Here is a 25,933-nt window from a genome sequence, read left to right as displayed (position 1 = left end):
TCGTGGAGGGGCAGCTCACGCTGACCGCCGGCCCGGCCGGCGCCACGAGCTGGTCGTCCACCGAGACACCGGTCAGGGTGACGTTGCCGGTGTTCTTGATCGTGAAGGTGAAGGTGACCTCGTCACCGACCCCAGCCAGGCCGTCGTTGTTGGCGTCCTTCGTGATCGCAGCCGACTTCACCAGCGACAGGGCCGGAGCCGGGCTGGGGGTCGGGGTCGTGGTGGTCGACGGGGGCGTCACCACCGGCGGGCCGGTCGGAGGCGTGCCCGACGCGGTCGCGGAGTTGTCCACCGAACCAGCGTCGACATCGGCCTGTGTCACCACGTAGATCGAGCTCGTGCACACGAGGTCGGCACCCGGCGCAAGGTCACTCGTGGGGCAGGTGACCGAGACCGCAGGGCCTGCGGGTGCCACGAGCTGATCGGCGATGGTCACGTCGTGCAGGGTGACCTGTCCGGTGTTGTGGACGGTGAAGGTGAAGGTGATCTGGTCACCGACCCCGGCCAGGCCGTCGTTGTTGGCGTCCTTGGTGATCGCTGCCGACTTCACCAAGGTCAGGCCGGGCGTGGTCGGCGTGGGCGTGGTCGTCGTCGACGGAGGCGTAACGACCGGCGCACCGGTCGGTGGCGTCCCCGACGCGGTCGCGGAGTTGTCCACCGAGCCAGCGTCGACATCGGCCTGCGTCACCACGTAGATCGAGCTCGTGCACACGAGGTCGGCACCCGGCGCGAGGTCACCGGTGGGGCAGGTGACGGTCACGGCCGGCCCCGCGGGAGCGACGAGCTGGTCGGCGACCGTCACGTCGTGCAGGGTGACCTGTCCGGTGTTGTGGACGGTGAAGGTGAAGGTGATCTGGTCACCGACCCCGGCCAGGCCGTCGTTGTTGGCGTCCTTGGTGATCGCCGCTGACTTCACCAAGGTCAGGCCGGGCGTGGTCGGCGTGGGCGTGGTCGTCGTCGACGGAGGTGTCACCACCGGCGGACCGGTCGGCGGGGTGCCCGAGGCGGTCGCCGAGTTGTCCACCGAGCCAGCGTCGACATCGGCCTGCGTCACCACGTACGCGCTGGAGGTGCAGTCCATCGCGGCACCGGGAGCCAACGTCGTTGCCGGGCAGGTCACGGCGATGGCGGGCCCGGCTGGGGCGATCAGCTGGTCGGCGACAGTGACGCCGGTGAGCGTGACGTTGCCGGTGTTCTGGACGTGGAACGTGAAGGTGATCTGGTCACCGACCCCGGCCAGGCCGTCGTTGTTGACGTCCTTGGTGATGGCAGCCGACTTCACCAGGCGCAGGCCGGGCACGGGCGTCGGCGTCGGGGTCGTGGTCGCGGACGGAGGCGTCACCACCGGCGGACCGGTGGGCGGGGTGCCCGAGGCGGTAGCGGAGTTGTCGATCGAACCCGCGTCGACGTCCGCCTGCGTCACGACATACACCGAGCTGGTGCACACCAGCGTGGCACCGGGAGCCAACGTCGTCGACGGGCAGGTCACGGTCACCGCAGGGCCGGCCGGTGCGACCAGCTGGTCGGCCACCGAGACACCGGTCAGCGTGACGTTGCCGGTGTTCTTGATCGTGAAGGTGAAGGTGACCTCGTCACCGACCCCAGCCAGGGCGTCGTTGTTGACGTCCTTGGTGATCGCCGCAGACTTCACCAGCGTCAGCGCCGGGGAGGGAGTAGGCGTCGGCGTCGTGGTCGTCGACGGAGGCGTGACCACCGGCGGCCCGGTCGGAGGCGTCCCCGAGGCGGTAGCCGAGTTGTCGATCGATCCGGCATCGACATCCGCCTGCGTCACGACATACACCGAGCTGGTGCAGTCCATCGCGGCACCGGGAGCCAACGTCGACGACGGGCAGGTCACGGCGACCGACGGACCCGCCGGAGCGACCAGCTGGTCGGCCACCCCGACACCGGTCAGCGTGACGTTGCCGGTGTTCTGGACGTGGAAGGTGAAGGTGATCTGGTCACCGACCCCAGCCAGGCCGTCGTTGTTGGTGTCCTTGGTGATGGACGCTGACTTCAGCAGGGTCAGGCCAGTCACGGGGGTCTGGGTGGGCTGGGTGACGTTGTCGGTGCTGGTCACGTTGGGGCCGTTGGGGGGCGTGCCGGTCGCGGTCGCGGTGTTCTTGACGGTGCCGGCCTGGGTGTCCTGCGCCGTGATGACGTAGTCGGCCGTGCAGGTGATCGTCGCACCCGGCGCAAGGGTCGCCGGAAGGGTCGGAGTGCACGAGAGCGTCAGGGCGGGCGCGGCGGGCGGCGTCAGGACGTCGGCCACCGTGACGTTCGACAGGGTGGACCCGCCGGTGTTGGTCGTGACGATCCGGTAGTGGATCACGTCGCCCGTGTCAGTGAGGTTGTCGCGGTTGGCATCGGTCACCGACGTGATCGTCTTCACCACGCCGATCGAGCTACCGGGCGTCGTGACGGAGGCCGAGCACCCCCCGCCCGGAGCGGGCGGGCAGTTGGCGTCGACGGTCGGGACGGTCTGGGTCGATCCCGGTGCCGGGTTGGGCCCTCCCCCCGGCATGACGGGGATGGTGGTCTGCGCCGCAGGAACCACGGTGGCCTTGTTGGTGATCGGCCCCGTGGTGCCGCTCGCGACGGTGCCCGTCACGGTGTACGTGAGGGTCCCGCCGACGTTGATGCGCACGGTGTCGGTGATGGAACCCGTGCCAGTGGGCGAACAGGCCGTCGGTCCGGTCGGGGACAGCGTTGCCGTGCCTGCTGTCGTCACGACGCAGGTCCAGGTGGCGCCAGTGACGGCAGCAGGGACGGGGTCGGTGAAGGTGGCAGCGACGGCGTCGCTGGGCCCGTTGTTGTGCACCGTCACGGTGTACGTGATGGGCTGGCCGGGCGTGTACGAGCTGAGGTTCGCACTCTTGGTGATCGACAGGTCGACCTTCGGGAGCACGGTCAGCGACGTCGAGCCCGGCGGGTAGAGGCCGACGATCGTCGGCACGTTGTTGGTGCAGTTCGGGATCGCCGCCCCACTGTTGTCCGTGCAGCCCGAGTTCGTGTACACGCCGGGGGTGTTGCTGGTGACCTGCACCGTGATCGTGCACGACACCTGGCCCTGGGCGACGTTGCCGGTGGCGCTGATGCTGCCGCTGGTCACGCTGCTCGCAGTGAGCGCGCACGTGCCGCCGACGGGTCCGGACGCCACGAGACCGGCCGGCAGGTTGTCCGTGAACGACCAGCCGTTCTTGGCCATGAGGTCGGTCGTGTTGGTCACGGTGAACGTCAGGGTCGAGGTGCCGCCCTGCGTGATGGTGGTCGGCGAGAACGCCTTGTCGAGCTGCGGGGTCACGTCGACGATCTGCGGGAGGTCGAAGCCGACGTCGTTGCCGGTGCCTGTCGCCGTCAGGTTGCGTACCCGGATGCCGAGGGTGGGCGCCGCGCCCGTGAGCGGCACCTGCAGGGCGCCGGACTGCAGCTTGGCCACGCTGTAGTTGACGTTGTCGACGTTGATGACCTGTCTGCTGGCGTCACTGCACGGGTCCAAGCCGGTGCCGACGACCGTCGGGACGCCGTTCACCATGAGGGCGAACTCCTGCCGGGCGTGGTTGGAGAAGCAGTTGGTCTCGGCGAAGATGCCCGAGATGGCGTAGAAGTGACCGGCGATCGTGGGGATCGAGTTCTGCGTGCTCTGCAGCTGGATGCCGGCGGACTGAGCCCCGCTCACGCTGTTCGTGTACTCGCTGAGGATCTGGTTGGCAGCAGCATCAGCCGCTGTCATGCCCTGGTACTGCCCCATGGCTACCGCCATGGAGCCGAGGATGTTCCAGCCACCGTTGCGGGCGCACTCGTCATCGCTCGTCGGCGTGACGCCAGTGGGTAGCGGGGTCCCCTTGCGCATGACCCACCCGTTGCACGCGCTCGCGCCGGGGCTCCAGGCGGCGTCAGCGGTGTACGTCTCACCGTCAGCGGCTGCGCCGCCGACGTAGCTGCCGATTCGAACTGGAGCCGTGCTGGCGTCGACGTTCGAGAAGTCCTCGCTGTAGAGCAGCGTGCCCGCCTGCGGGATCCCTGGCTGCCCCGGGACAGCTGCAGCCGGCGTCGCCGCGACGACGGTCCCCATCACTGCCAGCAGACTCAGGACGACCACCAGCGCAGCGGGACGCCGCGCGAGCGACGACCCCTGCACGAAGCCTGTGAAACGGCGCACCACAAACCACTCTTTCCCTCAGAACCAACTGTTCGTGTCGGGAGTAGGGACTCCGGTGGAGCCTCGTCATGACGCGCTGTGGGCACTTTGGTGATCTGCGGTCCAGCCGGCACAGGCAGTCCACGTACCCATATCGACCGAATGTCCCCCTATGAGGGGCTTCCGCGCGGGGTGCAGGTGGTCCACCTCACACCCCAGCGCCGACCACGCGGACAGGCGGCGTGGTCCCCCTGCTGACCACGCCGCCTACCCCCGAGACGGCTGCAGGACCATCTCGTGACGGGCTCGGCGCGGTCGGCTGGACGAGGACATCGGGTGCCGGCGACTCCTGAACGGCGGACGCTCAGGGGGAGGAGCGAGCGTCCGCCGTTCAGGACCGGACGGCCGGCCCGGGACGTGAGGGGGTCGGGGCCCTGCCGTTCGCGACCCAGGCACTCGCCAGCGCCAGGTCCCTCTCTAGACGAGTGGACGCCCGAACTCCTTACGCGACGAGGAGAAGTCCGCTGGTCAGGTCCTCTCAGGGTCCGGGATGTCGCGACCGAAGGCCGCGCGAGTAATCGCCTCCGGCTCGGGCCCCCCGCGAACCCCGGTGTCGAGGCCGTCGATGGCTGCGAGCTCGTCCGCCGTGAGGTCGAACCCGAACACGTCGAAGTTCTCCGTGCTGCCCGACCGGCCGCCGGCCCTCCGAGAGGGACCTCGCCGTCAGGCGTGACGACGCAGGGCCACCGCGGCGACGTCGTCGTCCTGCGTCTCGTCCCGCACCTCGTCGACGAGGGTGCCGAGGGCCTCTTGCAGCTCTCCCTCCGCGAGGGCACCGACGGCTCCGCTGAGCCGGGCGCGGCCGGCATCGATGTCCTCGGTGCGCCGCTCGATCAGCCCGTCGGTGAAGAGCAGGATCGTGTCACCCGGGCCGAACCGGATCCGGTGCTGGCGGCGGGGACCTCGGGGCATCCCGAGTGGGCCTCCGTCAGCGGACGGGAGCTGGTCGACGGACGAGTCCGCTCTCAGCAGCACCGGGGCCGGGTGCCCGGCGTTCGCCACGAGGATCTCGTCGCGCGCCGGGTCGACCAGCAGGTAGACGAGGGTGACGAGCTGGTCGTCCCCGTAGGCCGCCATCATCAGGTCGAGCTTCGTGAGCACACCGTCGGGCTCCGGGTCCACTGCCAGGTAGGCCCGGACCGAGGCACGCATCTGGGCCATGGAGGCTGCCGCCGCCACGCCTCGGCCCATGACGTCGCCCACGAAGAGTGCGACCCGTCCACCGGGCAGGGCCAGCACGTCGTAGAAGTCGCCGCCCACCCCGGTGCGGCCCGAGGGCGAGTAGTACGCGGCGGCATCACAGCGGTCGAGCAGCGGGAGGGCGGGAGGGAGGACTGCGTGCTGGAGCTGGACCGCCACGGCCAGCGTCTGGCTGTGGAGGTCAGAGTTGTCGATCGACACGGCGGCCCTGCGCGCAAGCTCTTCGGCGAAGTCGACGTCGTCCTGGGAGTACCGCACCTTGGATTCGGCCCTCACCCACGAGATCACCCCCAAGGTCCTGCCGCGGGCGATCAGCGGCACCGTGATCGCACTGTGCAGGGCCAGCTCTCGTGCGATGCGGAGGTGCTCGTCGTCGCGGGCAGCCGCGACCAGCATCTCGTCGGTGATCTCGGCGATCAGCTCACTGCGGCCGGTTCTCATCACCTGCCACGGGCCGGCCCCTGAGTCCGGGTCGCTCGGGTATCGCTGCGCGAGCTCGTGGGCGTACTCCACCTTGGCCGGGTCGACGTGGGCGACGGCGAGCCGGCGCAGTCGGTTGTCCTTGACCAGGTCGATGGCACACCAGTCGGCGAACGTCGGGACCGCCAGCTGCGCCACCCGCGCCAGGGTGGACTCGTAGTCCAAGCTGCTCGCCAGCTCGGCCGAGGCCTCCGCCAGGAAGGACAGCTGGGCCTGTCGCTCGGACGCCTCGTCCTGGGCCTGGATGCGCAGGATCGCCTGGGCGCAGCTGTCGGCCAGGATGTCGAGGAAGTCGAGCTCCGCGGCCTCGAAGTCACGGTGCCCTGGAAACGACAGGCCGATCGCCCCGAGCGTCCCGTTCGCGGTGTTGAGCGGGAGGACCAGGATGGAGCGTTCGCCCCGGTCGATCCTCGGCAGATTCGGGTACGCCCGGAGGATCTGCTCCCGACCCGCCAGCATGAGGCGACGTCGCGTGCGGATCACGTCCGTGGCCGGGGTGGACGTGCTCAGCGGGTACGAGGCGTATGCCTCCGCGTCACCATCCAGGCCGCCCCAGAGCCCGGCGAGCCGCACCTGGTCCGGCTCGACTCGCAGCGTGAGGGAAGCGATCGTGGCCCCCACGGCAGCCGCGCTGTGCTCGACGACGATCTTGGTGACGGCCTCGGCCGTCGTTGCCTCGATGAGCTCAGCCGTGACGCGGGCCAGGCCGGTGAGGCGGTCGCCCAAGGGGTCGCCCGGTGCCGAAGTCATGCCGCATGATGGCAGGACTCGCGGCCCGGAATCCGACCTTTGGCCCAACTCTGCCGTTCGCGGACTACCGACCCTGCGGAGGGACTTCCGGCCCTTCCCCCCTCCCGGGTGCGGCGTGAGGCTCGGAGCAGGCCGAACGACAGTCCGCGATTCGGCGAACCAGCACGCTCACAGTCCGGAGGCACGCCATGGTCGACCAGTCCACGAACCAACGGTCCAAGGGGATCGTCGTCGGGTACGACGACTCCCCCAGTTCGAACGCAGCCCTGGAATGGGCTGCCGAGACGGCCCGGAGGTGGGGCACGACCCTCACCGTGCTGCACAGCGCAGACATCGCCGCGGCGCCCGTCCAGCCGGCCTACGACGTCGCGCGTCTTCCCGAGGCGGTCGGCGAGGCGGGCCAGGAGCTGTTGGCCGAGGGCATCGCTCGCGCCCAGAAGCTCATGGCGAGCTCCTCGCCGGTGGTCGGCCTGCTCGCGGTCGGTTCCCCTGCAGCCGAGCTCGTCCACGCCTCCAAGGACGCCGACCTCGTCGTGACCGGCAGCCGTGGCCGCGGTCCACTCGCGGCGGGGTTGTTGGGTTCGGTCGCCTTCGCCGTCGCAGCCCACGCCGAGTGCCCAGCCGTGGTGGTGCGCGCCGAACGGTCCGGGCACCCGGACCGCGACCATGCGGTGGTCGTGGGCGTTGACGCGTCAGGGCCGTCCGAGCGAGCCCTGGACCTCGCCGCCGAGATGGCGGCCATCTCCGACTCCGTCCTGCGCATCGTGCACGTGGCCCACGGGTCCTTCTCCCCCGATGCGCAGGCCTACGTCGAGAGCAGCAGCGCCGGCACCGAGCACACGAACGCGGTGCGCTCCCACGCCGAGGGGATCGTCCACAGCGCTGCCGAGCGGGCGCGGGCCGCGTTCGCGAACCTGGCCGTCGAGACCGAGGTCCTCTACGGCAGCGCCGGACACGTGCTGAGTCCGCTCGGCGCCCACGCCGCGCTCATCGTCGTCGGCACCCGTGGGCGGGGTGGGTTCGCCGGGCTGGTGCTCGGCTCGGTCAGCCACACCGTCATCCACGAGGCACCGTGCCCCGTCATGGTCGTGCGCTGACCAACGACAACGCCCCCCAGTTGCCTGGGGGGCGTTCGCTGAGCCGCCTATCGGAATCGAACCGATGACCTATTCATTACGAGTGAATCGCTCTGGCCGACTGAGCTAAGGCGGCGGGTGCCCGAAGGCACGGACGATGAGTATACGGATGACCCGTCAGTTTTCCGAACCGGCCCGAGGACCCCGCCGGGCCCGCCACGGAACCGAGCCCCACGGCATACCGTCCCATCGCCATGAGCACCCAGCAGATGTCCCGTGGAGCGGTCGCCGCGGYGACCGCGGTCCTGCTCGGAGCCGCCTTCTGGGTCGGCTCCCACTCCGGCCGGGAGGCCTCGGCCGCACCTCTCGTCTCGTACCCGATCGCGACCAACCCAGTCTCGACCAACCCCTCCATCCCCGGGACCTCGACCAGCACCCCCGGGATCACCGTGACCGGCACCTCCGAAGTGGCCGGGAAGCCCGACACGTTGCGCCTCGACCTCAGCATCCAGACCCGGGCCGACACCGTGGCCAAGGCGCTGGAGTCGGCCAACAAGCTCACGGCTCGCGTCCAGTCCTCTCTCACCAAGAACGGCGTGGCAGGCAAGGACATCCAGACCTCGACCCTCCAGGTCCAGCCCGAGTACTCCTACCCCACCGACTCCGCCCCGAGCATCAAGGGCTTCACCGTCAGCGAGGGCGTCAGCGCCGTCCTCCGAGACCTCGCCAAGTCCGGTGACGCGATCTCCGCCGCCGTCAGCGCCGGTGGAAATGCGGTGCAGGTCAACGGCATCAGCCTCGACCTCGAGGACAACGGCAAGCTCCTCAGCACCGCTCGCGAGCGGGCCATCGCCAACGCGAAGGCCAAGGCTGAGCAGTACGCCACAGCGTCGGGCCGCGACCTCGGCGCGGTCGTCAGCATCACCGAGGCCGTGTCGGACCCGCCGCCGGTGACCTACGAGGCCCGCGCGATGACTGCGAAGGACAGCGGGTCGGCGGTGCCGCTCCAGGCCGGCACCGAGAAGGTCGGCGTGACGGTCACCGTGGTCTACGCCTTCCGCTGAGCGCAGCGCACCCATCCACCACTGGTATGCCGGGTGGTCACCCACGGGGTGACCACCCGGCACACCTCAGCCGGGGGTTGGTTCAGCACTTGGTGTTGTCGGCCGGGACCTTGCCCTTCGTGTAGTAGTCGTTGACGGCGTTGTCGATGCACTTGTTGGACCGCGTGTAGGCCGTGTGGCCGTCTCCGTCGAAGGTCAGCAGCCGCGCGTTGGCGAGCTGGTCACGCTCACGCACGGCCCACTCGTAGGGGGTCGCAGGGTCTCGGGTCGTGCCGATCACCACGATCGGACCGCTGCCCTCGGCGCTGATCTTGTGCGGACCGTCACCGGCCTTGACCGGCCAGTGGCTGCAGGTGGCCGCACCCCAGGCGAGGGCCGGCCCGAAGACGGGGGCCTTGACGCTCGCCTTGGCCACGATGTCCTCGTAGTACAGGGGGTCGGGGCTGCCGGGGTTGTCGAGGCAGCTGATGGCGTAGAACGCCTCGAGCAGGTTGGAGGTGTACGTGCCGGCGGGGTTGCGGCGGGCGTACTCGTCGGAGAGCAGCATCAGCTTGGTGCCGGTGCCGTCGGTGACGACCTCGCGCAGCGCCTCGGTGAGCGGCTTCCACAGCCGGGTGTCGTACATGGCCTGGGCGACACCGAGGGTCGCCCACCCCTCGGTGAGCTCGGTCTCCCGCCCGTCACGCATCGGCACGGGGGTGCTGTCGAGCCGCTTCAGCAGGTCGCCCAACCCTGACATCACCGCGGACTCGGAGCCGCCGAGGGGGCAGCTGCCCCGGTCGACGCAGTCCCTGGCCCACGAGTGCGCCGCGCGCTCGAAGCCCTCCGCCTGGCCGACGGCCGACTCCTCCCAGGTCAGGTCGGGCGGGAGCACGCCGTCGAGGACGAACCGCCCGACCAGCTGGGGGAACAGCCCGGCATAGACCGCGCCGAGCTGCGTGCCGTAGGACTTGCCGAGGTAGTTGAGCTTGGCGTCGCCGAGGGCCGACCGGAGGATGTCCAGGTCCTTGGCCGTCTCCTCGGTGGAGATGTGGGCGAGGAGCGGGCCCGTGCGCTGCAGGCACCCGTCCCCGAGCACCTTCATCGAGCCGAGGTACTGGTCCACCTCCGCCGGGTCGTCAGGTGTCGGATCCTGGGCGAGGAAGCCGTCCATCTCCTGGTCGGACAGGCAGTCGACCGGGCTCGAGCGCTGCACGCCGCGAGGGTCGAACCCGATGACGTCGAACCGCTGCCGCACCGGCTTGCCGACGATGACGTCGGCGGCGCGGGCGTAGTCGATGCCGGAGGCACCTGGACCGCCGGGGTTCACGACGAGCGACCCGAGCCGCTGCGACTTCTTGGTGGYGCGSATSCGCRCCACCTGCACGGTGATCGTCTCGCCGTCGGGCTTGGCATAGTCCAGCGGGACGGACAGGCCGGCGCACTCCCCGAGCCCGCAGCCCTTCCAGGCGAGCGTCTGCCCGTAGAACTTCGCGAGCGCCTCCGACCCGGACGGAGGCGTGCGGGCGGTGCTGGGCACCGTGGTCGCGGAAGGCTCGGAGTCACCGCTACCGGGGAGCAGCGAGCAGCCCGACAGCCCCATCGTCAGCGCCGCGGCCACGGCCACCAGGGCTCGTCCCCTCAGATCCATGCGCTCGACCGTATCCCGCGCGGCTGGGGAGAGCTCAACGCGGCACGCGCAGCGAGATCGCCATGGCCTCCAGGGCGAGCAGCGGCGCGACGTTGAGGCCGATGCGTTCGCGGGCCGTGCCGATGGCGTCCATCGCCTGGAGCAGCTGCTCCGCACTCATCGAGCGGGCGACCCCCTGCACGATCGGCAGGCTGTCCTGGTTGACCAGCCCGATGGCGGCCCCGCTGTGGAGGATCAGCGCGTCGCGGTAGACCGAGAGCAGGTCGACGAGCGACCGGTCGAGCACGTCGCGCGAGTGTCGCGTCGCCCGCGCCTTCTGCTCCTTCTCGAGTCCCGAGAGCTGGCTGCGGATGTGGGGTGGTTGCGTGCGCGTCGACGGGTCGGCGCCGAGGAGCTCCATCAGCCGTTGTCGCTCGGCGGTGTCACGCTCGGCCGCGGCCGCGGTGGACTCCTCGTCGGCGATCGAGGCAAGGTCGGCGGCCGCACCGATCGCGTCGCCGACGCCGTGGATCCGTCCGGCCAGGCTGATCACGTCACGCCGCCGGATGCGGGCGCCCTCGTCCCGAGCCAGCCGGCGGGCGAGCCCGACGTGGCTCTGCGCCGCCCGCGCGGCATACATGGCCATCGGCATCTCGACGCCGTCGCGACGGTGCAGGAGCTCGGCGACCGCCTCGGCGGGCGGGGTGCGCAGGCGCACGTGCCGCGACCGCGAACGGATGGTGATGACGACGTCCTCGAGCGACGGGGCGCACAGGATCCAGACGGTGCGGGGCACCGGCTCCTCGATCGCCTTGAGCAGCGCGTCGGCGGCCCGCTCGGTCAGGCGGTCGGCGTCCTCGACGATGATGACCCGCCACGGGCCCACCGACGGTCGCAGCGCCGACATGGCGGCCAACTCGCGCGCCTGTTCGACCTTGATGGACAGCCCCTCGGTGGCGATGACGTCGACGTCGGCGTGGGTGCCGTCGACCGCGGTGCGGCACTCGCGACACTCGCCGCAACCGTTCAGGGGGCACTCGAGGGCCGCAGCGAAGGCGCGAGCCGCCACCGACCGGCCCGAGCCCGGCGGACCGGTGAGCAGCCAGGCGTGCGTCATCGACCCGGGATCGGTCACCGCCCGCTGGAGCGTCGCGACCGCAGCGTCCTGGCCGATGACGTCGCGCCAGACCGTCACGGCAGCACCCCCATGCCGCGCAGCCGTTGGAGCACGACGGCGTGGATCTCGTCGGGGCTGAGGGTGCCGTCGACGACGACGTAGCGCTGGGGGTTGCCCTGCGCCATCGCGAGGTAGTGGGCGCGGATCGCCTCGTGGAACGCGTCCTCCTCTGCCTCGAGCCGGTCGTGCACGTCACCGCGCCGACGTCGGCCCTCGGCTGCCGAGACGTCGACGACGACGGTCAGGTCGGGCACCAGGTCGTCGACGGCCCACATGTTGAGGTCGTGGATCTCCTGGGCGCCCAGGTCACGACCAGCGCCCTGGTAGGCCACCGACGAGTCGGTGTAGCGGTCGGTGAGGACGACCTCGCCACGGTCGAGGGCCGGCTTGATGAGCTGGTCGACGTGGTGGGCCTTGTCGGCCGCGAAGAGCAGTGCCTCGGCGCGGGGGGCGACGTGGTCGCCGTGCAGCACGAGGTCGCGGATCTCCCGCCCGAGGGTGGTGCCGCCGGGCTGCCGGGTGACCGTCACGGTGCGGCCGGCCGCCTCGAGGGCTTCGCGGAGCAGGGCCACCTGCGTGGACTTGCCCGCGCCGTCGCCGCCCTCGAAGGCGATGAAGAGTCCGTCGGTCACGGGGCGAGCCTAGGCCAGCGGACGGACAGGCCACGCGCCAGAGGTATGCCGCGGGGCCGGCTCGGCGGCGCGGCATACCGCTGGTCTGGCTGCTGGTCTGGCTGCTGGTCTGGTCGGGAGGTCCGGGAGGGCGGGTCAGGCGTCGAGGTTGTCGCGGGCCCAGAGGGCGGCGCTCGTCCGGTCGAGCACGCCGATCTGCCGGAAGACCCGCCCGAGGTGGGCCTTCACGGTGCGCTCGGTGATGCCCAGGGCGCGGCCGATCTGCTTGTTGGCCAACCCGTCGGCCACGAGCCGCAGCACCTCCTGCTCGCGAGGGCTGAGCCCGTCGGCGGCCCGCGTGCCGGGATCGGGGAGCAGCACGCGGGCGACCCGGGGATCGAGCGGGGCGTGGCCCGCGGCGGCGGCCCGGACGGCGGCCAGCAGGTCGGCGGGTTCGCAGTCCTTGAGCTGGTAGCCGACGGCCCCGGCCTCCAGCGCCTCGCTGACGCGGCGCCGGTCGGAGAACGAGGTCAGCACGACCACCTTCGCGTCGGGGACCACCGCCAGCACCTCGCGGGTGGCCTCGGCCCCGTCCATCACGGGCATCGACAGGTCCATCAGCACGACGTCGGGCAGGGTGTCGAGCACCACGGCCCTCGCCTCCCGGCCGTCGGCCGCCTGGCCCACCACAGTGACGTCGTCGCTGGCGTCCAGCAGGGCGGCGAGGCCGGTGCGGACCATGGCGTGGTCGTCGACCACCACGACGCGGATCACGGGGCCGCCTCCGGCTCCATGACCAGCCGCCAGTGCGTGCCGGCGCCGGGCCGCGAGGCCACCTGGAGCACCGCGCCGGCATCGCTCGCGAGGTCGCCCATGACCCGCAGGCCGAAGTGACCCTCCTGCGGCGAGTCGAGCCCGGACGCGTCGAACCCGGGTCCGTCGTCGAGCACGTCGAGCACCACGGCACCATCCTCGCGCCCGAGCCGGATCGTCGCGGTGCAGGGGGCGGCGTGCTTGGCAGTGTTGCGCAGGCACTCCTGCGCCACCCGGTGGACCAGCCGCTCCTGGTCGTGGGTCAGGCCGAGGTCGTCGGCGCCCTCCACGTCGACCTGCACGGTGAGGCCGCGCGAGGCGCCGGCCTGCGCGAGGTCGACCAGGGCCGTGGCGAGTCCGGCGCTGGCCAGGCTCGGCGGGTAGATGTCGACGAGGAGCGTGCGCAGGGTGCGGATGTTGCCGCGTACCGACGCAGCCAGGCCACGCAGGTCGTCGGCCATCCGCGGGTGCCCGGCCGACTCGGCCTTGGCCGCGGACCCGGCCGCGACGAACGCCGAGGCCACGAGGTCCTGGACCGGGCCGTCGTGGAGGGTACCGGCGATCCGTCGACGCTCGGCGTCAGAGGCCTCCAGGGTGCGCTCGAGCAGGCGCTCCCGCTGCCGCTGGGCCTCCCCGAGACGACGCAGCAGCCGCCAGAGGATCGGGGCGGTCAGCACCACGAGCATGAGGAGGCTGCTCACCGTGACCCCGGCGAAGCCGCGCCAGAGCTGGCTGCTGCGCTGGCTGACCGAGTCGTAGGGCGAGTAGGTCTCGAAGAGGAGCTCACGCCCACCTGGCGTCCAGACCGGCCGATAGACCTCGAGCGCCCGGCCGCCCTTCTCGAACTCGTTCTCCGACGAGTCGAGCTGAGACACCTCCGCCTTGGTCTGGGGTTGGGAGATGGCCCGCCGCTGGTCTTCGCTCAGGGGGAAGCTGCGGCCGACCAGCTGCGGCTCGTCGGCGTAGAGGACCTTGCCCTCGGGCGACCAGAGCTTGACCCGCGTGATGCGGGCACCGAGCACCCGCTCACGGACGACGGCGTCCATGGCCGTCACCGCAGCAGGGTCGCCGTTGGCGATGGCGTCCGTGAGCGCAGGGGTGATCACTGCGTCGGCGAGCACGTCGGCGATGGTGGCAGCGTCGGTGACCGCCTCCCGCTCCGCGAGGCGTTGGGCGGCCCAGGAGCCCAGGACACCCACGAGCAGGAGCACGACGGCCAAGCCTCCCACGACCTGGGTGAGCACCCTCCGGGGACTGACCGGCGCCTGCGTGGCTGCCGCGTCGTGCCGGCGGGAGATCGTCACCCAGGGGGCAACCTCGGCCGCCTCGACGGGGTGAGGGTGCGTCGAGGCGACCGAGGAGGTGGTTGGGTCCATTCAGTCGTCGCTTCCGTGCCCGCCGGAGCCGCCGTGGTCATCGGAGCCGCTGTCGTCGGAACCGGAGCCACTCGACGCCGAGCCGGACAACGAACCCGAGCCCGACGAGCCGGAGCTGGAGGACGCCGAGCCGGAGGAGCCGGAGCCACTCGACCCCGAGCCCGACGAACCCGAGGTGCTCGTCCCGCTGGAACCGCCGTGGTCGTCACCGGGCTCGGAGCGCTGGTCGCGCGGGGTGTCGCCGCCGTGGTCGTCGACGCCCGTCGTGCGGGTGCCGCTCGGGGTGCGCGTGGAGGTGGGTGAGCTGGTGCCACGGTCGTCGCCGGGCTCGGTGCGCTGGTCGCGCGGGGTGTCGCCGCCGTGGTCGTCAGCGGTGGTGGCCGGGCTCGTGGGCGTGACCACCTGCGCACTGGCGGGGACGCGGACCGGCACTGCTTGGGAGAACGACGCGTTGCCCCACAGCCCGACTGCGGCGGGGACGAGGGCGGCAAGCAGGGCGGCCAGGGTGATGGTCGTGCGCTTCATGACGGATCCTTCCGACTGGATTGTGACGGATCCAGACTGCGGCCGGGTCATGGTCGGGCGATATTGGGCGATGGTCGTAGTACCTCGCCGCTGGCTCGCTCCTCACCACCGGAGTCACTCCTCGCCGCCGTCCACCCTCGGTGGTCGGGGCGACGAGGGCGAGGCGGCCCACTCGGCCGCGGTCACGGCATACAGGTAGTCGTCCAGGCGCGGGTGCCCCCCGCCCGCACTGCCCGCGGCGGTCATCGCGATCCGACGCAGTCCCACCTTCTCGAGCACTCGTTGCGACGCAAGGTTGGGGACGAACACGTCGGCCTGCACCATGGCGACCCCGAGCTCGGTGAAGCACAGTCGCACCAGCGCCTCCGCCACCTCCGTCGCGAGCCCCTGGCCGGCGCTCGAGGGGTGGACGGTGTAGCCGATGAACGCCGTCCGCATGCCGTTGTCATCGGGCTCGAACCGGACCATGCAGTCGCCGACCACGGCGCCATCCACCTCGATGACGAGGCCCAGCAACGGACGCGGGTGTCCGGGCCGGCTGCGCTCGAGGTTCTCGGCGATGCGCTCCTCGATGTCCGACGGGCTCATCGGGCCACGACTGAGGTAGGTCGTCACGTCCTCGCGACTGCGGTAGCCGTGCACCGCATCGCGGTCGGAGGGAACGAGCGGGCGCAGTGACGCGCGGCGGGTCCGGAGCGGCCACGACAACCCCTCGAAGCCGACCCGTCCAGTCCCCATCGTGCGAGCGTAGGCCAGGGGGAGGCCATGTGCGCCCCGGCCCCGCCCGGCCTACTGCTCCTGGCGGTCGGCGTTGGCGTAGATCGCGTCGCGGACGTAGAGGGCCATCCCCGGGCGGATCTCGTCGTAGGTCGCCGTGAAGCGTGGGTCGCTGGTGTACATGTCGGCGAGGTTGCGGTGGAACTGTGGCGGGCAGTCGTAGAAGCGCTCGTTGATGTTGCGCCGGTGGGCCTCCGCCGCGTCCATCGCGACGACGCTCGTCGGGGGCTCCCCCGCGTCCATGGCATCGGTGAAGCCCTTGTGCAGGGCGTCGCTCTCGGCCTTCACGGCCTCCCAGTCGGCCTTGGTGTAGTTCTTGGTGCGCTGATGAGACTGCTGCCAGGCATCACTGTCTCCCCACCGCTGCTCGGCCTCCGCCTGCGCGTCCTCGAAGCCGTCGCCGAAGAGCTCCTTGAGGTCCTCGGCTGTTGCTTGTTCGTCGTTCATCTCTCTCTCCAGTGCTCGGTCGATGGCTACGACGAGGTCCTTCAGCTCGTCGAGCCGCTGGTGGACCGCCGCACGTTGGCGGCGGAGGTGCTGCTCGACGCTCTCGGGGTGGTCGAGCAGGAGGGCGATCTCCTCCAGTGCGAACCCGAGCCGCCGGTAGACCACGACGTGCTGGAGCCGCGTGAGGTCGTCGGGGGTGTAGAGCCGGTAGCCCGCCGGCGAGCGCTCGCTCGGCCGGAGCAGCCCGATCTCGTCGTAGTGGTGCAGGGTGCGCACCGTCACGTCGAGCTGCTCGGCCACCTGACCCACGGTGAGCAGGGTCCGCGTCGTCTCGGTCATGACCACCACTGTGCCGCCTCACGCGGCGTGAGGGTCAAGTCCTTCGGTGTGCCGTCGACGCCGGGGCCGGGGCGCGCGGCTGCCCCGGGGTCGTGAGGGGCGGGAAGGGGCAGGAGGAGGGCGGGGAACGCCTCAGAGGTCGCGGGTATGCCGTCGCTTGCGGAGCCAGCCGTTCAGCCCGTTGCGAGCCGTGCCCCAGATCCCGTGCCGGAACGCGAGCACGATGATGACGAAGATCGTCCCGGTGACGATGCCGATCCCGTTGAACCCGGACGACGCCAGCTGGTCCTCGAGGGTGACCACCAGGGCGGCGCCGACGACCGCGCCCCACAACGTGCCGATGCCGCCCAGGACGGTGATGAGGACGACCTTGCCCGACGTGGTCCAGATCAGCTCCTGGAGCGAGGCGAAGCCGTGGCTGACCGAGAAGACCCCACCAGCCAGACCCGCCAGCCCGGCCGACAGCACGAACGCCATGATCTTGTAGCGCTCGACGTCGTATCCGAGGGCCCGCGCGCGGGCCGGGTTGTCGCGGATCGCCACCAGCACGCGGCCGAACGGGCTGTTGACCGCCCGCCAGGCGATGAAGACGCCGAGCAGGATGATCGGCAGCGCCGCGTAGTAGAAGTAGAACGAGTCGGCGTTGATGGTGTCGGTGGCGGGGCCGAGGTTCTTGGGGATCCCCTGCAGGCCGTTCTCCCCGCCGGTCACGGAGCGCCACTGGTTGGCGATGAAGTAGACCATCTGCGCGAAGGCGAGGGTGACCATGGCGAAGTAGATGCCGGTGCGCTTGACCGACAGGTAGCCGATCGGGACGGCCAGCACCATCGCGGCGATGGCGCCGCCGAGGATCGCCACCGGGAAGGGCACGCCGTAGTTGCTGGCGATCAGACCCGTCGTGTAGGCGGACGTCCCCCAGAAGGCGGCATGGCCGAACGACAGGAGCCCGGTGTAGCCGAGCAGGAGGTCGACCGAGATCGCGAACAGCGCCCACGCGGCGATGTCCATCGCCACCGGTGGGTAGATGAACCACGGCAGGGCCAGCGTCACCAGCAGCCCGAGGGCGAGCATCCCCCATCGGACGAGGGGACGGCGCGCGACGACCAGCGGACCGGCCGGCAGCTCGACGTCGACCTTGCGCTCCAGCTGCGAGGTCATGATGCGGCCTCCTCTCGCCCGAACAGCCCGGATGGCCGCACCAGGATCACCAGCGCCATCAACATGAAGATGAAGACCTGGCTGAACCGGCCGGCATACCCCTGGCCGTAGGCCTCGACGAGACCGACGAGGAAGCCCGCGACGACGGCGCCGAGGATCGAGCCCAGCCCGCCGATGACGACCACCGCGAACAGGATGATGATGAAGAAGCTCCCCATGTCAGCGGTGACCGATCCGGTCGGTGCGCGCAACACCCCGGCGAGGCCGGCAAGGGCGATGCCGAAGCCGAAAACGGGTGTCACCCAACGACTCACGTTGATGCCGAGAGCCCTGGACCGCTCGGCGTCCTCGGTCGAGGCACGCACGATCATGCCGACCCGGGTCTTGGTGAGCACCAGCCACACCGCGAGGCAGACGACGATCGAGAAGACCGCCGCGAAGACCTGGTAGGTCGACAGCGAGACCGACCCGAGGGTGAACCGGCCGTCGAGCCCCGACGGCAGTGGGTAGGGCAGCCCGGACACGCCGTACTTGCGCTTGACGAGGTCGACGAGCAGGAGCGTGAGCCCGAAGGTCAGCAGGAAGTTGTAGAGCGGGTCGAGCCGCAGCAGCCACTGCACCAGCAGCCGTTCCATCAGCACCCCGAAGAGGAACATGGCGATGGTCATGATCGGCAGCGCCCACCAGAACCCGAGGCCGGTGGCGTCGAGCAGGACGGCCGCACCGACGGCCCCGAGCATGTAGCAGGCGCCGTGGCTGAAGTTGACCACCCCGAGGACACCGAAGATCACGGCCAGTCCCAGCGCGGCCAGCGCGTAGAAACCGCCCAGGGCCAGGCCCTGGAGCGTGTACTGGATGAAGGCGGTCATGTGGCTTCCCGTGGTCGGTGCGGTGCGATGAGGTGTTGGGCGGAGGAGGTGAGGGGCGGAGGAGGTATGCCGCCCGCTCGGGCGAGCGGGCGGCATACCGCTCAGGCGGGGTGACCGAGGGTCACATCGTGCAGTCGGGCGAGACGGTCGGGTTGAAGGCCTCGGACGCGGGGATGGTCTTGACGACCTCCTCGTAGTCCCAGTCCTCCTTGACCTGGTCCTTCTGCTTGACCTTGACGAGGTAGGCGTCGTGGAGCACCCGGTGGTCGGCTGCACGGACCTCGCCGTTGCGCAGGAAGACGTCGTTGATCTTCTTGCCCTCGAGGTTCTTCACGACGGCGTCGGACGCGTCCGTGCCGGCGGCCTGGACCGACTCGAGGTACTGCAGTGCGGCCGAGTAGTTGCCGGCGTGGGCGAACGACGGGCGCGTGTTGGTCTTGGCCTTGAACTTGTCGGCCCAGGCCTTGTTCTGCGCGTCGAAGTTCCAGTACCACGCATCGGTGAAGGTGGTGCCCGCGAACTGGTCGACCCCCAGGCTGTGGATGTCGGTGATGAACATCAGGCCGACCGCCAGCTGGGTCTTGCCCTGCAGCCCGGCCTGGTTGTACTGCTTCACGAAGTTCACCAGGTCTCCGCCGGCGGCCATGATGCCGATGACGTCGGGCTTGCTGGAGTTGGCCTTGGTGATGAAGGTGGAGAAGTTCTCATTCGGGAACGGCGTCGCGATCTTCTGCTGGACCGTGCCCCCACCCTTCGTGACGGCCGTGGTGAACGACTTGGTCATGTCCTGCCCGAACGCGTAGTCGGGGTAGACGATCGACCAGTTCTTGCCACCACCCTGGACCGTGTTGGTGCCGGTGCCGTTGGCCAGCATGTAGGTGTCGTACGCCCAGTGGAAGGTGTACTTGTTGCACGACTTTCCGGTCAGCGCGGTGGTGCCGGCACCGATGTCGATGAACAGCTTCTTCTTCGCCTTGGCCTGCGTGGCCACCGCGAGCGCGGCGGACGAGGTCGGGACGTCGAGGATGATGTCGGCCTTGTCGCGGTCGTACATCTCCTGGGCCTTGGTGTTGGCGATGTCGGGCTTGTTCTGGTGGTCGGCCGTGACGATCTCGATGTCCTTGGCGACCGCCCTGTCGCCGTACTTGGCCTTGTAGTCGTCGATCGCCATCTGGATGGCGACCTTCGAGTTCGGACCGGACAGGTCCTTGTAGACACCGGACTGGTCGTTGAGCAGGCCGATGACGACCTTGCCGTCACTGATCTTCCCGCCGGCGGAAGCGGGGCCGCCGGCTCCGCCACACGCGGCCAGCACGAGGCTGCCGGTGACAGCGGTGGCCATGACGGCCAGGGTCTGTCGGGACTTGGTGCGCTGCATGTTCCCCTCCTGGGGTGTGGTGCCGGACGAGCGGGTGTGGGTGGGGCGGTGTGCGGGTGGCGTTACATGCCGAGGTACTCGAGGAGCTCGGAGGTGCGGGACTGGAAGGACTCGTTGTCGAGGGACTCCACGACCCGGCCCTGGGCGAGTAGGTAGTGGCGGTCGGCGACGGTGGAGGCGAAGGCGACGTTCTGCTCGACCAGGAGCACCGAGACGCCCTGGCCCTTGATCTGGCGGATGATGTCGCCGATCTGGTGGACGATGACCGGGGCCAGCCCCTCGGACGGCTCGTCGAGGAGCAGCAGGCGGGCCCCGGTGCGCAGGACCCTCGCGATCGCGAGCATCTGCTGCTCGCCGCCCGACAGCTTGGTGCCCGGGAAGTCGCGGCGCTCGTGCAGCACGGGGAACTGTTCGTAGACGCGCTCGAGGCTCCACGCGTCGGCCTTGCTGGTGATCGGCGGCAGCAGCAGGTTCTCCTGCACGGAGAGGGTCGCGTAGATGCCGCGGTCGTCGGGCACCCAGCCGAGGCCGGCCTTGGCGCGCTTGTCGGCGCTGGAGCGGCCGAGCGGCTGACCGGCCCAGGAGACCGTGCCCTCGACCTGGCGGTGCAGCCCCATGACCGAACGCAGCAGGGTGGTCTTGCCGGCCCCGTTGCGACCGACCAGCGTGACCACCTCACCCGGCGCGACCCGGAGGTCGACGTCGGTGAGCACCCGCGCCTCGCCGTACCACGCAGACAGGCCTGCGACCTCGAGGACCTCACCAGCCATCGGGGTCACCCGGCCTGTCCGAGGTACGCGGTGACGACTCGCTCGTCGTGGCGCACCTGGTCGTAGCTGCCCTCGGCCAGCACCTGGCCGGACTGCAGCACGGTCACGGTGTCGGCCAGCGAGCCGACGACGTGCATGTTGTGGTCGACGAACACGACGGTGCGTCCTTCCGAGACCTTCTTGACGAGCGCGATCGTGCGGTCGACGTCCTCCAGGCCCATCCCCGCCGTCGGCTCGTCGAGCAGGAGGAGCTGGGGGTCGAGAGCGAGGGCCAGCGCGAGCTCCAGGGCCCGCTTCTGCCCGTAGGCCAGCGACCCGGCTGCCGCGCCGGAGCGGTCCGCGAGGCCGACCTGGTCGAGCAGCTCCACGGCCCGGTCACGGAACTGGCGCATCTGCGACGACGACCGCCAGAACCGGTAGCCCAGCCCGGTCGGCGACGCGAGCGCGAGCTCGACGTGGTCGACGGCACTCATCTGGTCGAAGAGGCTGGTGATCTGGAACGACCGCGCGATCCCGAGGTGGGCGATCTGCTCGGGCTGGCGGCCGGTGATGTCCTCGCCACGGAAGAGGATCTGGCCCGAGGTGGGTGACAGGAAGCCGGTCAGCAGGTTGAAGAGCGTCGTCTTGCCGGCCCCGTTGGGCCCGACGAGCGCGTGGACGGTCCCCTCGGCGACGCTGAGGCTGACGTCGGAGACCGCTCGGAACCCGCGGAACTCCTTGGTCAGCTCGCGGGTCTGGAGCAGGGCTCCGGCCGCGGGCACGCTGGCGTCGCTGGGCACCGGCACCTCCTCGTGCGGGTCGTGCAACGGTGGGGGCTCCGTCGCGTTCTGCAGAACCCTAGGGCGACCGACAGAGGCCGGACATGTCCGGGTTCGCCACACAACCGTGTCAGAACATGTCCTCGGCACACACCACGCGGTTGTCACGGTTTGGCATGTTTTCGCGCGGTTGCCGCAGCTGGGTTTCGCGCGGTTGCCGCAGGTGGGTGATGAGGAGCGCAGCTATGCCGGACCCCCAGCCCCTCCTGCAACCTGAGCGCCCCCTGGGGCGCTCAGGTTGCAAGGAGGGTGGCGGGGCGGCGGTGAGCGCGGGTATGCCGCGTGGCTCAGTGCCAGCGGTCGGGGTGCACGTCACCGGGGATGTCGGAAGCCGGGTCGTACGGCGTGCGGCTCAGCCGGAAGGAGGCCAGGTCGAGGTGGCTCGGGCGGCCCTCGGCGTCACGCACGACCGTCAGCGGCTCGCCCTCGAAGTAGCCGTCGAGGCCGACCCACCCCGTCTCGGTGGGTCGCAGGCGGGTGCCCCGGAGCTTGCCGGGCTCGCCGAGCACGAGGTCGCCGTCCGCGGCCAGCCGCAGGTCGTACCCGGTCGTGCCCCAGTACCAGTCACCGACCAGCTCGAGCCCGGTCGCCTGCTCGGCATCGGCCGACCACGGCGTGGGGGCAACGGGCTCGTGCTCCGCGAGCAGGGCCAAGAGGTCGGTCACCAGGGTCGGCGCGAGGCCGGAGGTGGCGTTGGCGAAGACCACGCACCCATCGCCCGAGGACAGGTCGACCCGGAGCCCAGCCAGGAAGCCGGGCATCGAGCCACCGTGTCCGGCGAAGCGTCTCCCGTCGACGTTCCAGACCTGCCACCCGAGACCGTGTGCCCCCGTCCAGGGCTGGTCGGGGGTGTCGTTCACCACGAGCGGTAGGCACATCTCCTCGAGGGTGGCCGAGGAGAGGAGCCCGGCCGTGTCGCCGGCCAGGAAGGCCGCCCAGCGCGAGAGGTCCTGCACCGTCGACCAGAGCTGCCCGGCCGGGGCCATCGCCCCGGCGTCGTGCTCGGGTTCGACGTGCAGCAGGTCGGCCAGCGGGTGCACACCCCAACCCGGCGCCGACGGTGGGGTGGGCCGGGAGGTGGTGCGCGACATACCCAACGGCTCGAGCAGGTTGGCGCGCACTGCGTCCTGCCAGGGAGCCGCGCGCAGCCGGGCCACCAGCTCCCCCAGCACGGCATACCCGAGGTTGGAGTAGTGGAACCGCGCGCCGGGACGGAAGCGCAGGGCCGGCTGGCTGGCCAGCAGCTCGGTCCAGCCGCCGCCCTCGACCCGCTCCCACCACGGCCCCGACGTCTCGGCCTGCAGACCGGACGAGTGCGAGAGGAGCTGGGCGAGCGTGACCCCGGCGAACTCGGTGTCGGCCGTGTCGCGCAGGTGCGCGTCGATCCGGTCGTTCAGCTCGAGCCGCCCCTCGTCGCGCAGTCGCAGCACCTCCACCCCGACGAAGGTCTTGGTGATCGAGCCCATGCGGTACTGCGTGTCGGCACTCGACGGCTCGCCGTCGGCCCGGCCGGTGAGGGTGCCGACCGCCCCCGACCACACCAGCTGGCCGCCACGGACCAGCCCCGCCGCCACCGAGGGCAGCCGGCTCTGCGACTGCTCGGTGGCCAGGCGGAGGTCCAACGCGCGGGCCGTGGCGGGGTCGATCGGCATGGCCTACGCCTTCTTGGTCGTGGCCTTCTTGGCCGTCTTCTTCGTGGCGGTCTTCTTGGTGGCGGCCTTCTTGGTCGTCTTCTTGGCAGCCCGCTTGCGAGTGGTGGGTCCCTTGGCGCGCTTCTCGGCGAGCAGCTCGGCACCCCGCTCAGGGGTGATCGCCTCGGGGTCGTCACCCTTGCGCAGCGTGGAGTTCGTCTCGCCGTCGGTGACGTAGGGGCCGAAGCGACCGTCCTTGACCACCATCGGCCGGCCCGACACCGGGTCGTTGCCGAGCTCCTTGAGGGGAGCCGTGGACGCGCGACCGCGCTGCTTGGGCTGCGCGTAGATCGCCAGCGCCTCCTCGAGCGTGATGTCGAAGAGCTGCTGCTCGGTGGTCAGCGAGCGGGAGTCGGTGCCCTTCTTGAGGTAGGGACCGTAGCGACCGTTCTGCGCGGTGATCTCGACCTCGGTCCCGTCCTCCTCGGTCGACGTGCCGACGACCCGGGGCAGGCTGAGCAGCTTGAGGGCGGTGTCGAGGTCCATGGTCGCGAGGTCCATGTCCTTGAACAGGCTCGCCGTGCGCGGCTTGACCTTGGCCTTGCCCTTGAGCGCGGCGGTCTCCTCGTCGAGCACCTCGGTGACGTAGGGGCCGTAGCGCCCCGCCTTGGCCACGATGTCGCGCCCGGTGTCCGGGTCCTGGCCGAGCACCTTGCCGTCGTCCGCGGACTGCTCGAGCAGCTCGCGGGCCTTGGCCGGAGTCATCTCGTCGGGCGCGATGTCGTCGTTGATGGTGGCGCGGCGCGGCGTCGTCGAGGCGTCGTCGCTCATCTCACCGGTCGACAGGTCCACCCCCTGCGGCACGGTCTCCTCGACGTACGGGCCGTAGCGACCCACGCGCACGACGATCCCCTCACCGATCGGGATGGTCGAGATCTCGCGGGCGTCGATCTCGCCGAGGTCCTCGACGAGGTGCTTGAGGCCCTGGCCGGAGCGGCCGATGGTGGGTAGCCCGCCGGGCGACGCAGTCGACGCGCCTTCGGCCAGCCCATCACCGAAGTAGAACCGCTGCAACCACGCGGCGCGCTGCTCGTCGCCGCCGGCGATGCGGTCGAGGTCCTCCTCCATCGAGGCGGTGAAGTCGTAGTCGACCAGTTCGCTGAAGTGCTCTTCGAGCAACCGGGTCACCGCGAAGGCGAGCCAGGTGGGGATGAGCGCGTTGCCGCGGGTGTTGACGTACCCCCGGTCCTGGATCGTGCCGACGGTGCTGGCATAGGTGGAGGGTCGACCGATTCCCTTCTCCTCCATGGCCTTCACCAGGGTCGCCTCCGTGTAACGCGGCGGCGGCGAGGTCTCGTGGCCGTCGGCGTCGGCGCGGAGCGTGGTGATGTCGACGCCCTCGCTGAGCTTGGGCAGTCGGCGCTCCTCGTCGGCCTCCTGGGCGCGGCTGATCTGCTCCTCGTCGCGGCCCTCCTCGTAGGCCGCGAGGAAGCCGCGGAAGGTGATCACCGTGCCGGACGCGCTGAACTCCACGACCCGGCCGTCCTCGAGCGTGCCGCCGAGCTTGACCGTCGCGGTCGACCCACGCGCGTCGGCCATCTGCGAGGCGACCGTGCGCTTCCAGATCAGCTCATAGAGGGCGAACTCGTCGCCGCGCAGCTCGCCGGCGACCTGCGCCGGGGTGCGGAACCGGTCCCCCGCAGGACGGATGGCCTCGTGCGCCTCCTGGGCGTTCTTGACCTTCTTCTCGTAGCGGCGAGGGGCGTCGGGGACGTACTCCGCGCCATACAGGTCTCGCGCCTGCTGGCGTGCCGCGGTGAGGGCGGCCTCCGACAGCGTGGTGCTGTCGGTGCGCATGTAGGTGATGTAGCCGTTCTCGTAGAGCCGCTGCGCGACCCGCATGGCGTTCTTGGACGAGAGTCGCAGCTTGCGCGAGGCCTCCTGCTGCAGGGTGCTCGTCGTGAAGGGGGCGGACGGGCGCCGCGTGTAGGGCTTCTCCTGGACGCTGGTGACCTTGACCTGGGCCGAGATCACCTGTCGCGCAATGGAGTTCGCGGTCTCCTCGTCGAGGTGCACGACGTTCTTGGACTTGAGCGTGCCGTCGTCGGCGAAGTCGCGGCCGGTGGCGACGCGGGCGCTGTCGACCGCGCTCAGCCGTGCGCCGAAATGGTTGGCCGCACCGTCGGGGGTGAAGTCGCCCACGACGTCCCAGTAGGACGCCCGCACGAAGGCCATCCGCTCGCGCTCGCGCTCGACGACCATGCGGGTCGCGACCGACTGCACGCGACCGGCGGACAGGCCGGCCTTGACCTTGCGCCACAGGACCGGGCTGACCTCGTAGCCGTAGAGACGGTCGAGGATGCGACGGGTCTCCTGGGCGTCGACCATCGCCACGTCGAGGTCGCGCGTCGTGTTGGCCGCGCGCTGGATCGCTTCCTTGGTGATCTCGTGGAAGACCATCCGCTTGACCGGCACCTTGGGCTGGAGCACCTCGAGCAGGTGCCACGCGATGGCCTCGCCCTCGCGGTCCTCATCAGTGGCGAGGTAGAGCTCGTCGGCACCCTTGAGGAGGCGCTTGAGCTCGGAGACCTTCTTCTTCTTGTCGGCGTCGACGACGTAGTAGGCCTCGAAGCCGTTGTCGACGTCGACGCCGAACCGGCCGAACGGGCCCTTCTTGATGTCGGCCGGCATCTCCGACGGGGTCGGGATGTCGCGGATGTGACCGACCGACGCCTCGACGTCCCAGTCTTTGCCCAGGTAACCGCCGATCGTCTTCGCCTTGGCCGGCGACTCGACGATGACGAGCTTGCGCCCCTCACTCATGGTTCAACCTCAGTTCCTGACCCCATGTGCAGCGGATTCGT

20 protein-coding genes and 1 tRNA gene are annotated in these 25,933 nt (G+C 70.4%); 2 read left to right on the top strand and 19 right to left on the bottom strand.

Translation table 11 applies throughout. The features are described from left to right. The 3 genes from AC1DX8_RS14160 to AC1DX8_RS14150 all read right to left on the bottom strand — a co-directional run. The coding region (locus tag AC1DX8_RS14160; protein ID WP_477630569.1) for a DUF7507 domain-containing protein at window positions 1–4,162 on the bottom strand (4,162 nt) is incomplete at its 3' end. A 507-nt stretch (window positions 4,163–4,669) separates the two neighbouring features. Then, entirely contained in the window at window positions 4,670–4,807 is a 138-nt protein-coding gene (locus AC1DX8_RS14155) for a hypothetical protein (protein ID WP_477630568.1), read from the bottom strand. 57 nt (window positions 4,808–4,864) lie between these two features. Continuing rightward, window positions 4,865–6,631: a GAF domain-containing SpoIIE family protein phosphatase gene (locus AC1DX8_RS14150; protein WP_477630567.1), complete on the bottom strand. Its 1,767-nt coding sequence runs from the start codon at window positions 6,629–6,631 to the stop codon at window positions 4,865–4,867. Window positions 6,632–6,819: 188 nt separating this feature from the next. Here AC1DX8_RS14150 and AC1DX8_RS14145 point away from each other — a divergent pair, with 188 nt between their 5' ends. Next, window positions 6,820–7,728: a universal stress protein gene (locus AC1DX8_RS14145; RefSeq protein ID WP_477630566.1), complete on the top strand. Its 909-nt coding sequence runs from the start codon at window positions 6,820–6,822 to the stop codon at window positions 7,726–7,728. A 41-nt stretch (window positions 7,729–7,769) separates the two neighbouring features. On the opposite strand, the gene AC1DX8_RS14140 is transcribed toward AC1DX8_RS14145, so the two are convergent. Continuing rightward, window positions 7,770–7,843 (bottom strand) — tRNA-Thr (locus AC1DX8_RS14140). A gap of 118 nt (window positions 7,844–7,961) precedes the next feature. Here AC1DX8_RS14140 and AC1DX8_RS14135 point away from each other — a divergent pair. Next, complete coding sequence (locus AC1DX8_RS14135; protein ID WP_477630565.1) at window positions 7,962–8,771, top strand: SIMPL domain-containing protein; 810 nt, start codon at window positions 7,962–7,964, stop codon at window positions 8,769–8,771. A gap of 82 nt (window positions 8,772–8,853) precedes the next feature. Here AC1DX8_RS14135 and AC1DX8_RS14130 read toward each other — a convergent pair whose 3' ends face one another. The 15 genes from AC1DX8_RS14130 to topA form a co-directional block, all read right to left on the bottom strand. Next, the gene (locus AC1DX8_RS14130) at window positions 8,854–10,401 is read right to left on the bottom strand and encodes an alpha/beta hydrolase (RefSeq protein WP_477630564.1); all 1,548 of its coding nucleotides are present in this window, start codon (window positions 10,399–10,401) and stop codon (window positions 8,854–8,856) included. A gap of 34 nt (window positions 10,402–10,435) precedes the next feature. Next, window positions 10,436–11,575 (bottom strand): DNA polymerase III subunit delta', encoded by a 1,140-nt coding sequence (locus AC1DX8_RS14125; RefSeq protein ID WP_477630563.1) that lies wholly within the window; start codon window positions 11,573–11,575, stop codon window positions 10,436–10,438. Then, window positions 11,572–12,189 (bottom strand): dTMP kinase, encoded by a 618-nt coding sequence (tmk, locus tag AC1DX8_RS14120; RefSeq protein ID WP_477630562.1) that lies wholly within the window; start codon window positions 12,187–12,189, stop codon window positions 11,572–11,574. Before tmk ends, AC1DX8_RS14125 begins: the two co-directional genes overlap by 4 nt. 135 nt (window positions 12,190–12,324) lie before the next feature. Beyond that, window positions 12,325–12,942, bottom strand: a complete 618-nt coding sequence (locus AC1DX8_RS14115) for a response regulator (RefSeq protein ID WP_477630561.1) — start codon at window positions 12,940–12,942, stop codon at window positions 12,325–12,327. Next, the gene (locus AC1DX8_RS14110; protein WP_477630560.1) at window positions 12,939–14,285 is read right to left on the bottom strand and encodes a sensor histidine kinase; all 1,347 of its coding nucleotides are present in this window, start codon (window positions 14,283–14,285) and stop codon (window positions 12,939–12,941) included. Before AC1DX8_RS14110 ends, AC1DX8_RS14115 begins: the two co-directional genes overlap by 4 nt. Before the next feature lie 72 nt (window positions 14,286–14,357). After that, window positions 14,358–14,882: a hypothetical protein gene (locus AC1DX8_RS14105; protein WP_477630559.1), complete on the bottom strand. Its 525-nt coding sequence runs from the start codon at window positions 14,880–14,882 to the stop codon at window positions 14,358–14,360. Window positions 14,883–14,996: 114 nt separating this feature from the next. Then, window positions 14,997–15,620: a GNAT family N-acetyltransferase gene (locus tag AC1DX8_RS14100; RefSeq protein ID WP_477630558.1), complete on the bottom strand. Its 624-nt coding sequence runs from the start codon at window positions 15,618–15,620 to the stop codon at window positions 14,997–14,999. A gap of 51 nt (window positions 15,621–15,671) precedes the next feature. Then, entirely contained in the window at window positions 15,672–16,445 is a 774-nt protein-coding gene (locus AC1DX8_RS14095; protein ID WP_477630557.1) for a MerR family transcriptional regulator, read from the bottom strand. Window positions 16,446–16,577: 132 nt separating this feature from the next. Continuing rightward, window positions 16,578–17,603: a branched-chain amino acid ABC transporter permease gene (locus tag AC1DX8_RS14090; RefSeq protein WP_477630556.1), complete on the bottom strand. Its 1,026-nt coding sequence runs from the start codon at window positions 17,601–17,603 to the stop codon at window positions 16,578–16,580. Continuing rightward, window positions 17,600–18,472: a branched-chain amino acid ABC transporter permease gene (locus AC1DX8_RS14085; protein WP_477630555.1), complete on the bottom strand. Its 873-nt coding sequence runs from the start codon at window positions 18,470–18,472 to the stop codon at window positions 17,600–17,602. Before AC1DX8_RS14085 ends, AC1DX8_RS14090 begins: the two co-directional genes overlap by 4 nt. A gap of 121 nt (window positions 18,473–18,593) precedes the next feature. Continuing rightward, on the bottom strand, window positions 18,594–19,850 hold the full coding sequence (locus AC1DX8_RS14080; protein ID WP_477630554.1) for an ABC transporter substrate-binding protein: 1,257 nt from the start codon (window positions 19,848–19,850) through the stop codon (window positions 18,594–18,596). A gap of 62 nt (window positions 19,851–19,912) precedes the next feature. Beyond that, window positions 19,913–20,620 carry an ABC transporter ATP-binding protein gene (locus AC1DX8_RS14075; protein ID WP_477630553.1) on the bottom strand — a complete coding sequence of 236 codons (708 nt, stop codon included), beginning with the start codon at window positions 20,618–20,620 and terminating at the stop codon, window positions 19,913–19,915. 5 nt (window positions 20,621–20,625) lie between these two features. Continuing rightward, the gene (locus AC1DX8_RS14070) at window positions 20,626–21,399 is read right to left on the bottom strand and encodes an ABC transporter ATP-binding protein (protein ID WP_477630552.1); all 774 of its coding nucleotides are present in this window, start codon (window positions 21,397–21,399) and stop codon (window positions 20,626–20,628) included. A 326-nt stretch (window positions 21,400–21,725) separates the two neighbouring features. Then, window positions 21,726–23,090: a serine hydrolase domain-containing protein gene (locus AC1DX8_RS14065; protein ID WP_477630551.1), complete on the bottom strand. Its 1,365-nt coding sequence runs from the start codon at window positions 23,088–23,090 to the stop codon at window positions 21,726–21,728. Between the two features lie 3 nt (window positions 23,091–23,093). Further along, the gene (gene topA, locus AC1DX8_RS14060) at window positions 23,094–25,892 is read right to left on the bottom strand and encodes a type I DNA topoisomerase (RefSeq protein WP_477630550.1); all 2,799 of its coding nucleotides are present in this window, start codon (window positions 25,890–25,892) and stop codon (window positions 23,094–23,096) included. Window positions 25,893–25,933 lie beyond the last annotated feature (41 nt).

The organism is Pedococcus sp. P2_A3 (genome assembly GCF_056405035.1).
This window is presented reverse-complemented; position numbering and strand designations above follow the sequence as displayed.

What these genes read in the sequence shown, in the direction of transcription:
- AC1DX8_RS14150 (WP_477630567.1), bottom strand. Translation starts at nt 6,631, where the DNA reads ATGACTTCGGCACCGGGCGACCCCTTGGGCGACCGCCTCACCGGCCTG.
- AC1DX8_RS14145 (WP_477630566.1), top strand. Translation starts at nt 6,820, where the DNA reads ATGGTCGACCAGTCCACGAACCAACGGTCCAAGGGGATCGTCGTCGGG.
- AC1DX8_RS14105 (WP_477630559.1), bottom strand. Translation starts at nt 14,882, where the DNA reads ATGAAGCGCACGACCATCACCCTGGCCGCCCTGCTTGCCGCCCTCGTC.
- AC1DX8_RS14100 (WP_477630558.1), bottom strand. Translation starts at nt 15,620, where the DNA reads ATGGGGACTGGACGGGTCGGCTTCGAGGGGTTGTCGTGGCCGCTCCGG.
- AC1DX8_RS14095 (WP_477630557.1), bottom strand. Translation starts at nt 16,445, where the DNA reads ATGACCGAGACGACGCGGACCCTGCTCACCGTGGGTCAGGTGGCCGAG.
- AC1DX8_RS14090 (WP_477630556.1), bottom strand. Translation starts at nt 17,603, where the DNA reads ATGACCTCGCAGCTGGAGCGCAAGGTCGACGTCGAGCTGCCGGCCGGT.
- AC1DX8_RS14085 (WP_477630555.1), bottom strand. Translation starts at nt 18,472, where the DNA reads ATGACCGCCTTCATCCAGTACACGCTCCAGGGCCTGGCCCTGGGCGGT.
- AC1DX8_RS14080 (WP_477630554.1), bottom strand. Translation starts at nt 19,850, where the DNA reads ATGCAGCGCACCAAGTCCCGACAGACCCTGGCCGTCATGGCCACCGCT.
- AC1DX8_RS14075 (WP_477630553.1), bottom strand. Translation starts at nt 20,620, where the DNA reads ATGGCTGGTGAGGTCCTCGAGGTCGCAGGCCTGTCTGCGTGGTACGGC.
- AC1DX8_RS14065 (WP_477630551.1), bottom strand. Translation starts at nt 23,090, where the DNA reads ATGCCGATCGACCCCGCCACGGCCCGCGCGTTGGACCTCCGCCTGGCC.
- topA (WP_477630550.1), bottom strand. Translation starts at nt 25,892, where the DNA reads ATGAGTGAGGGGCGCAAGCTCGTCATCGTCGAGTCGCCGGCCAAGGCG.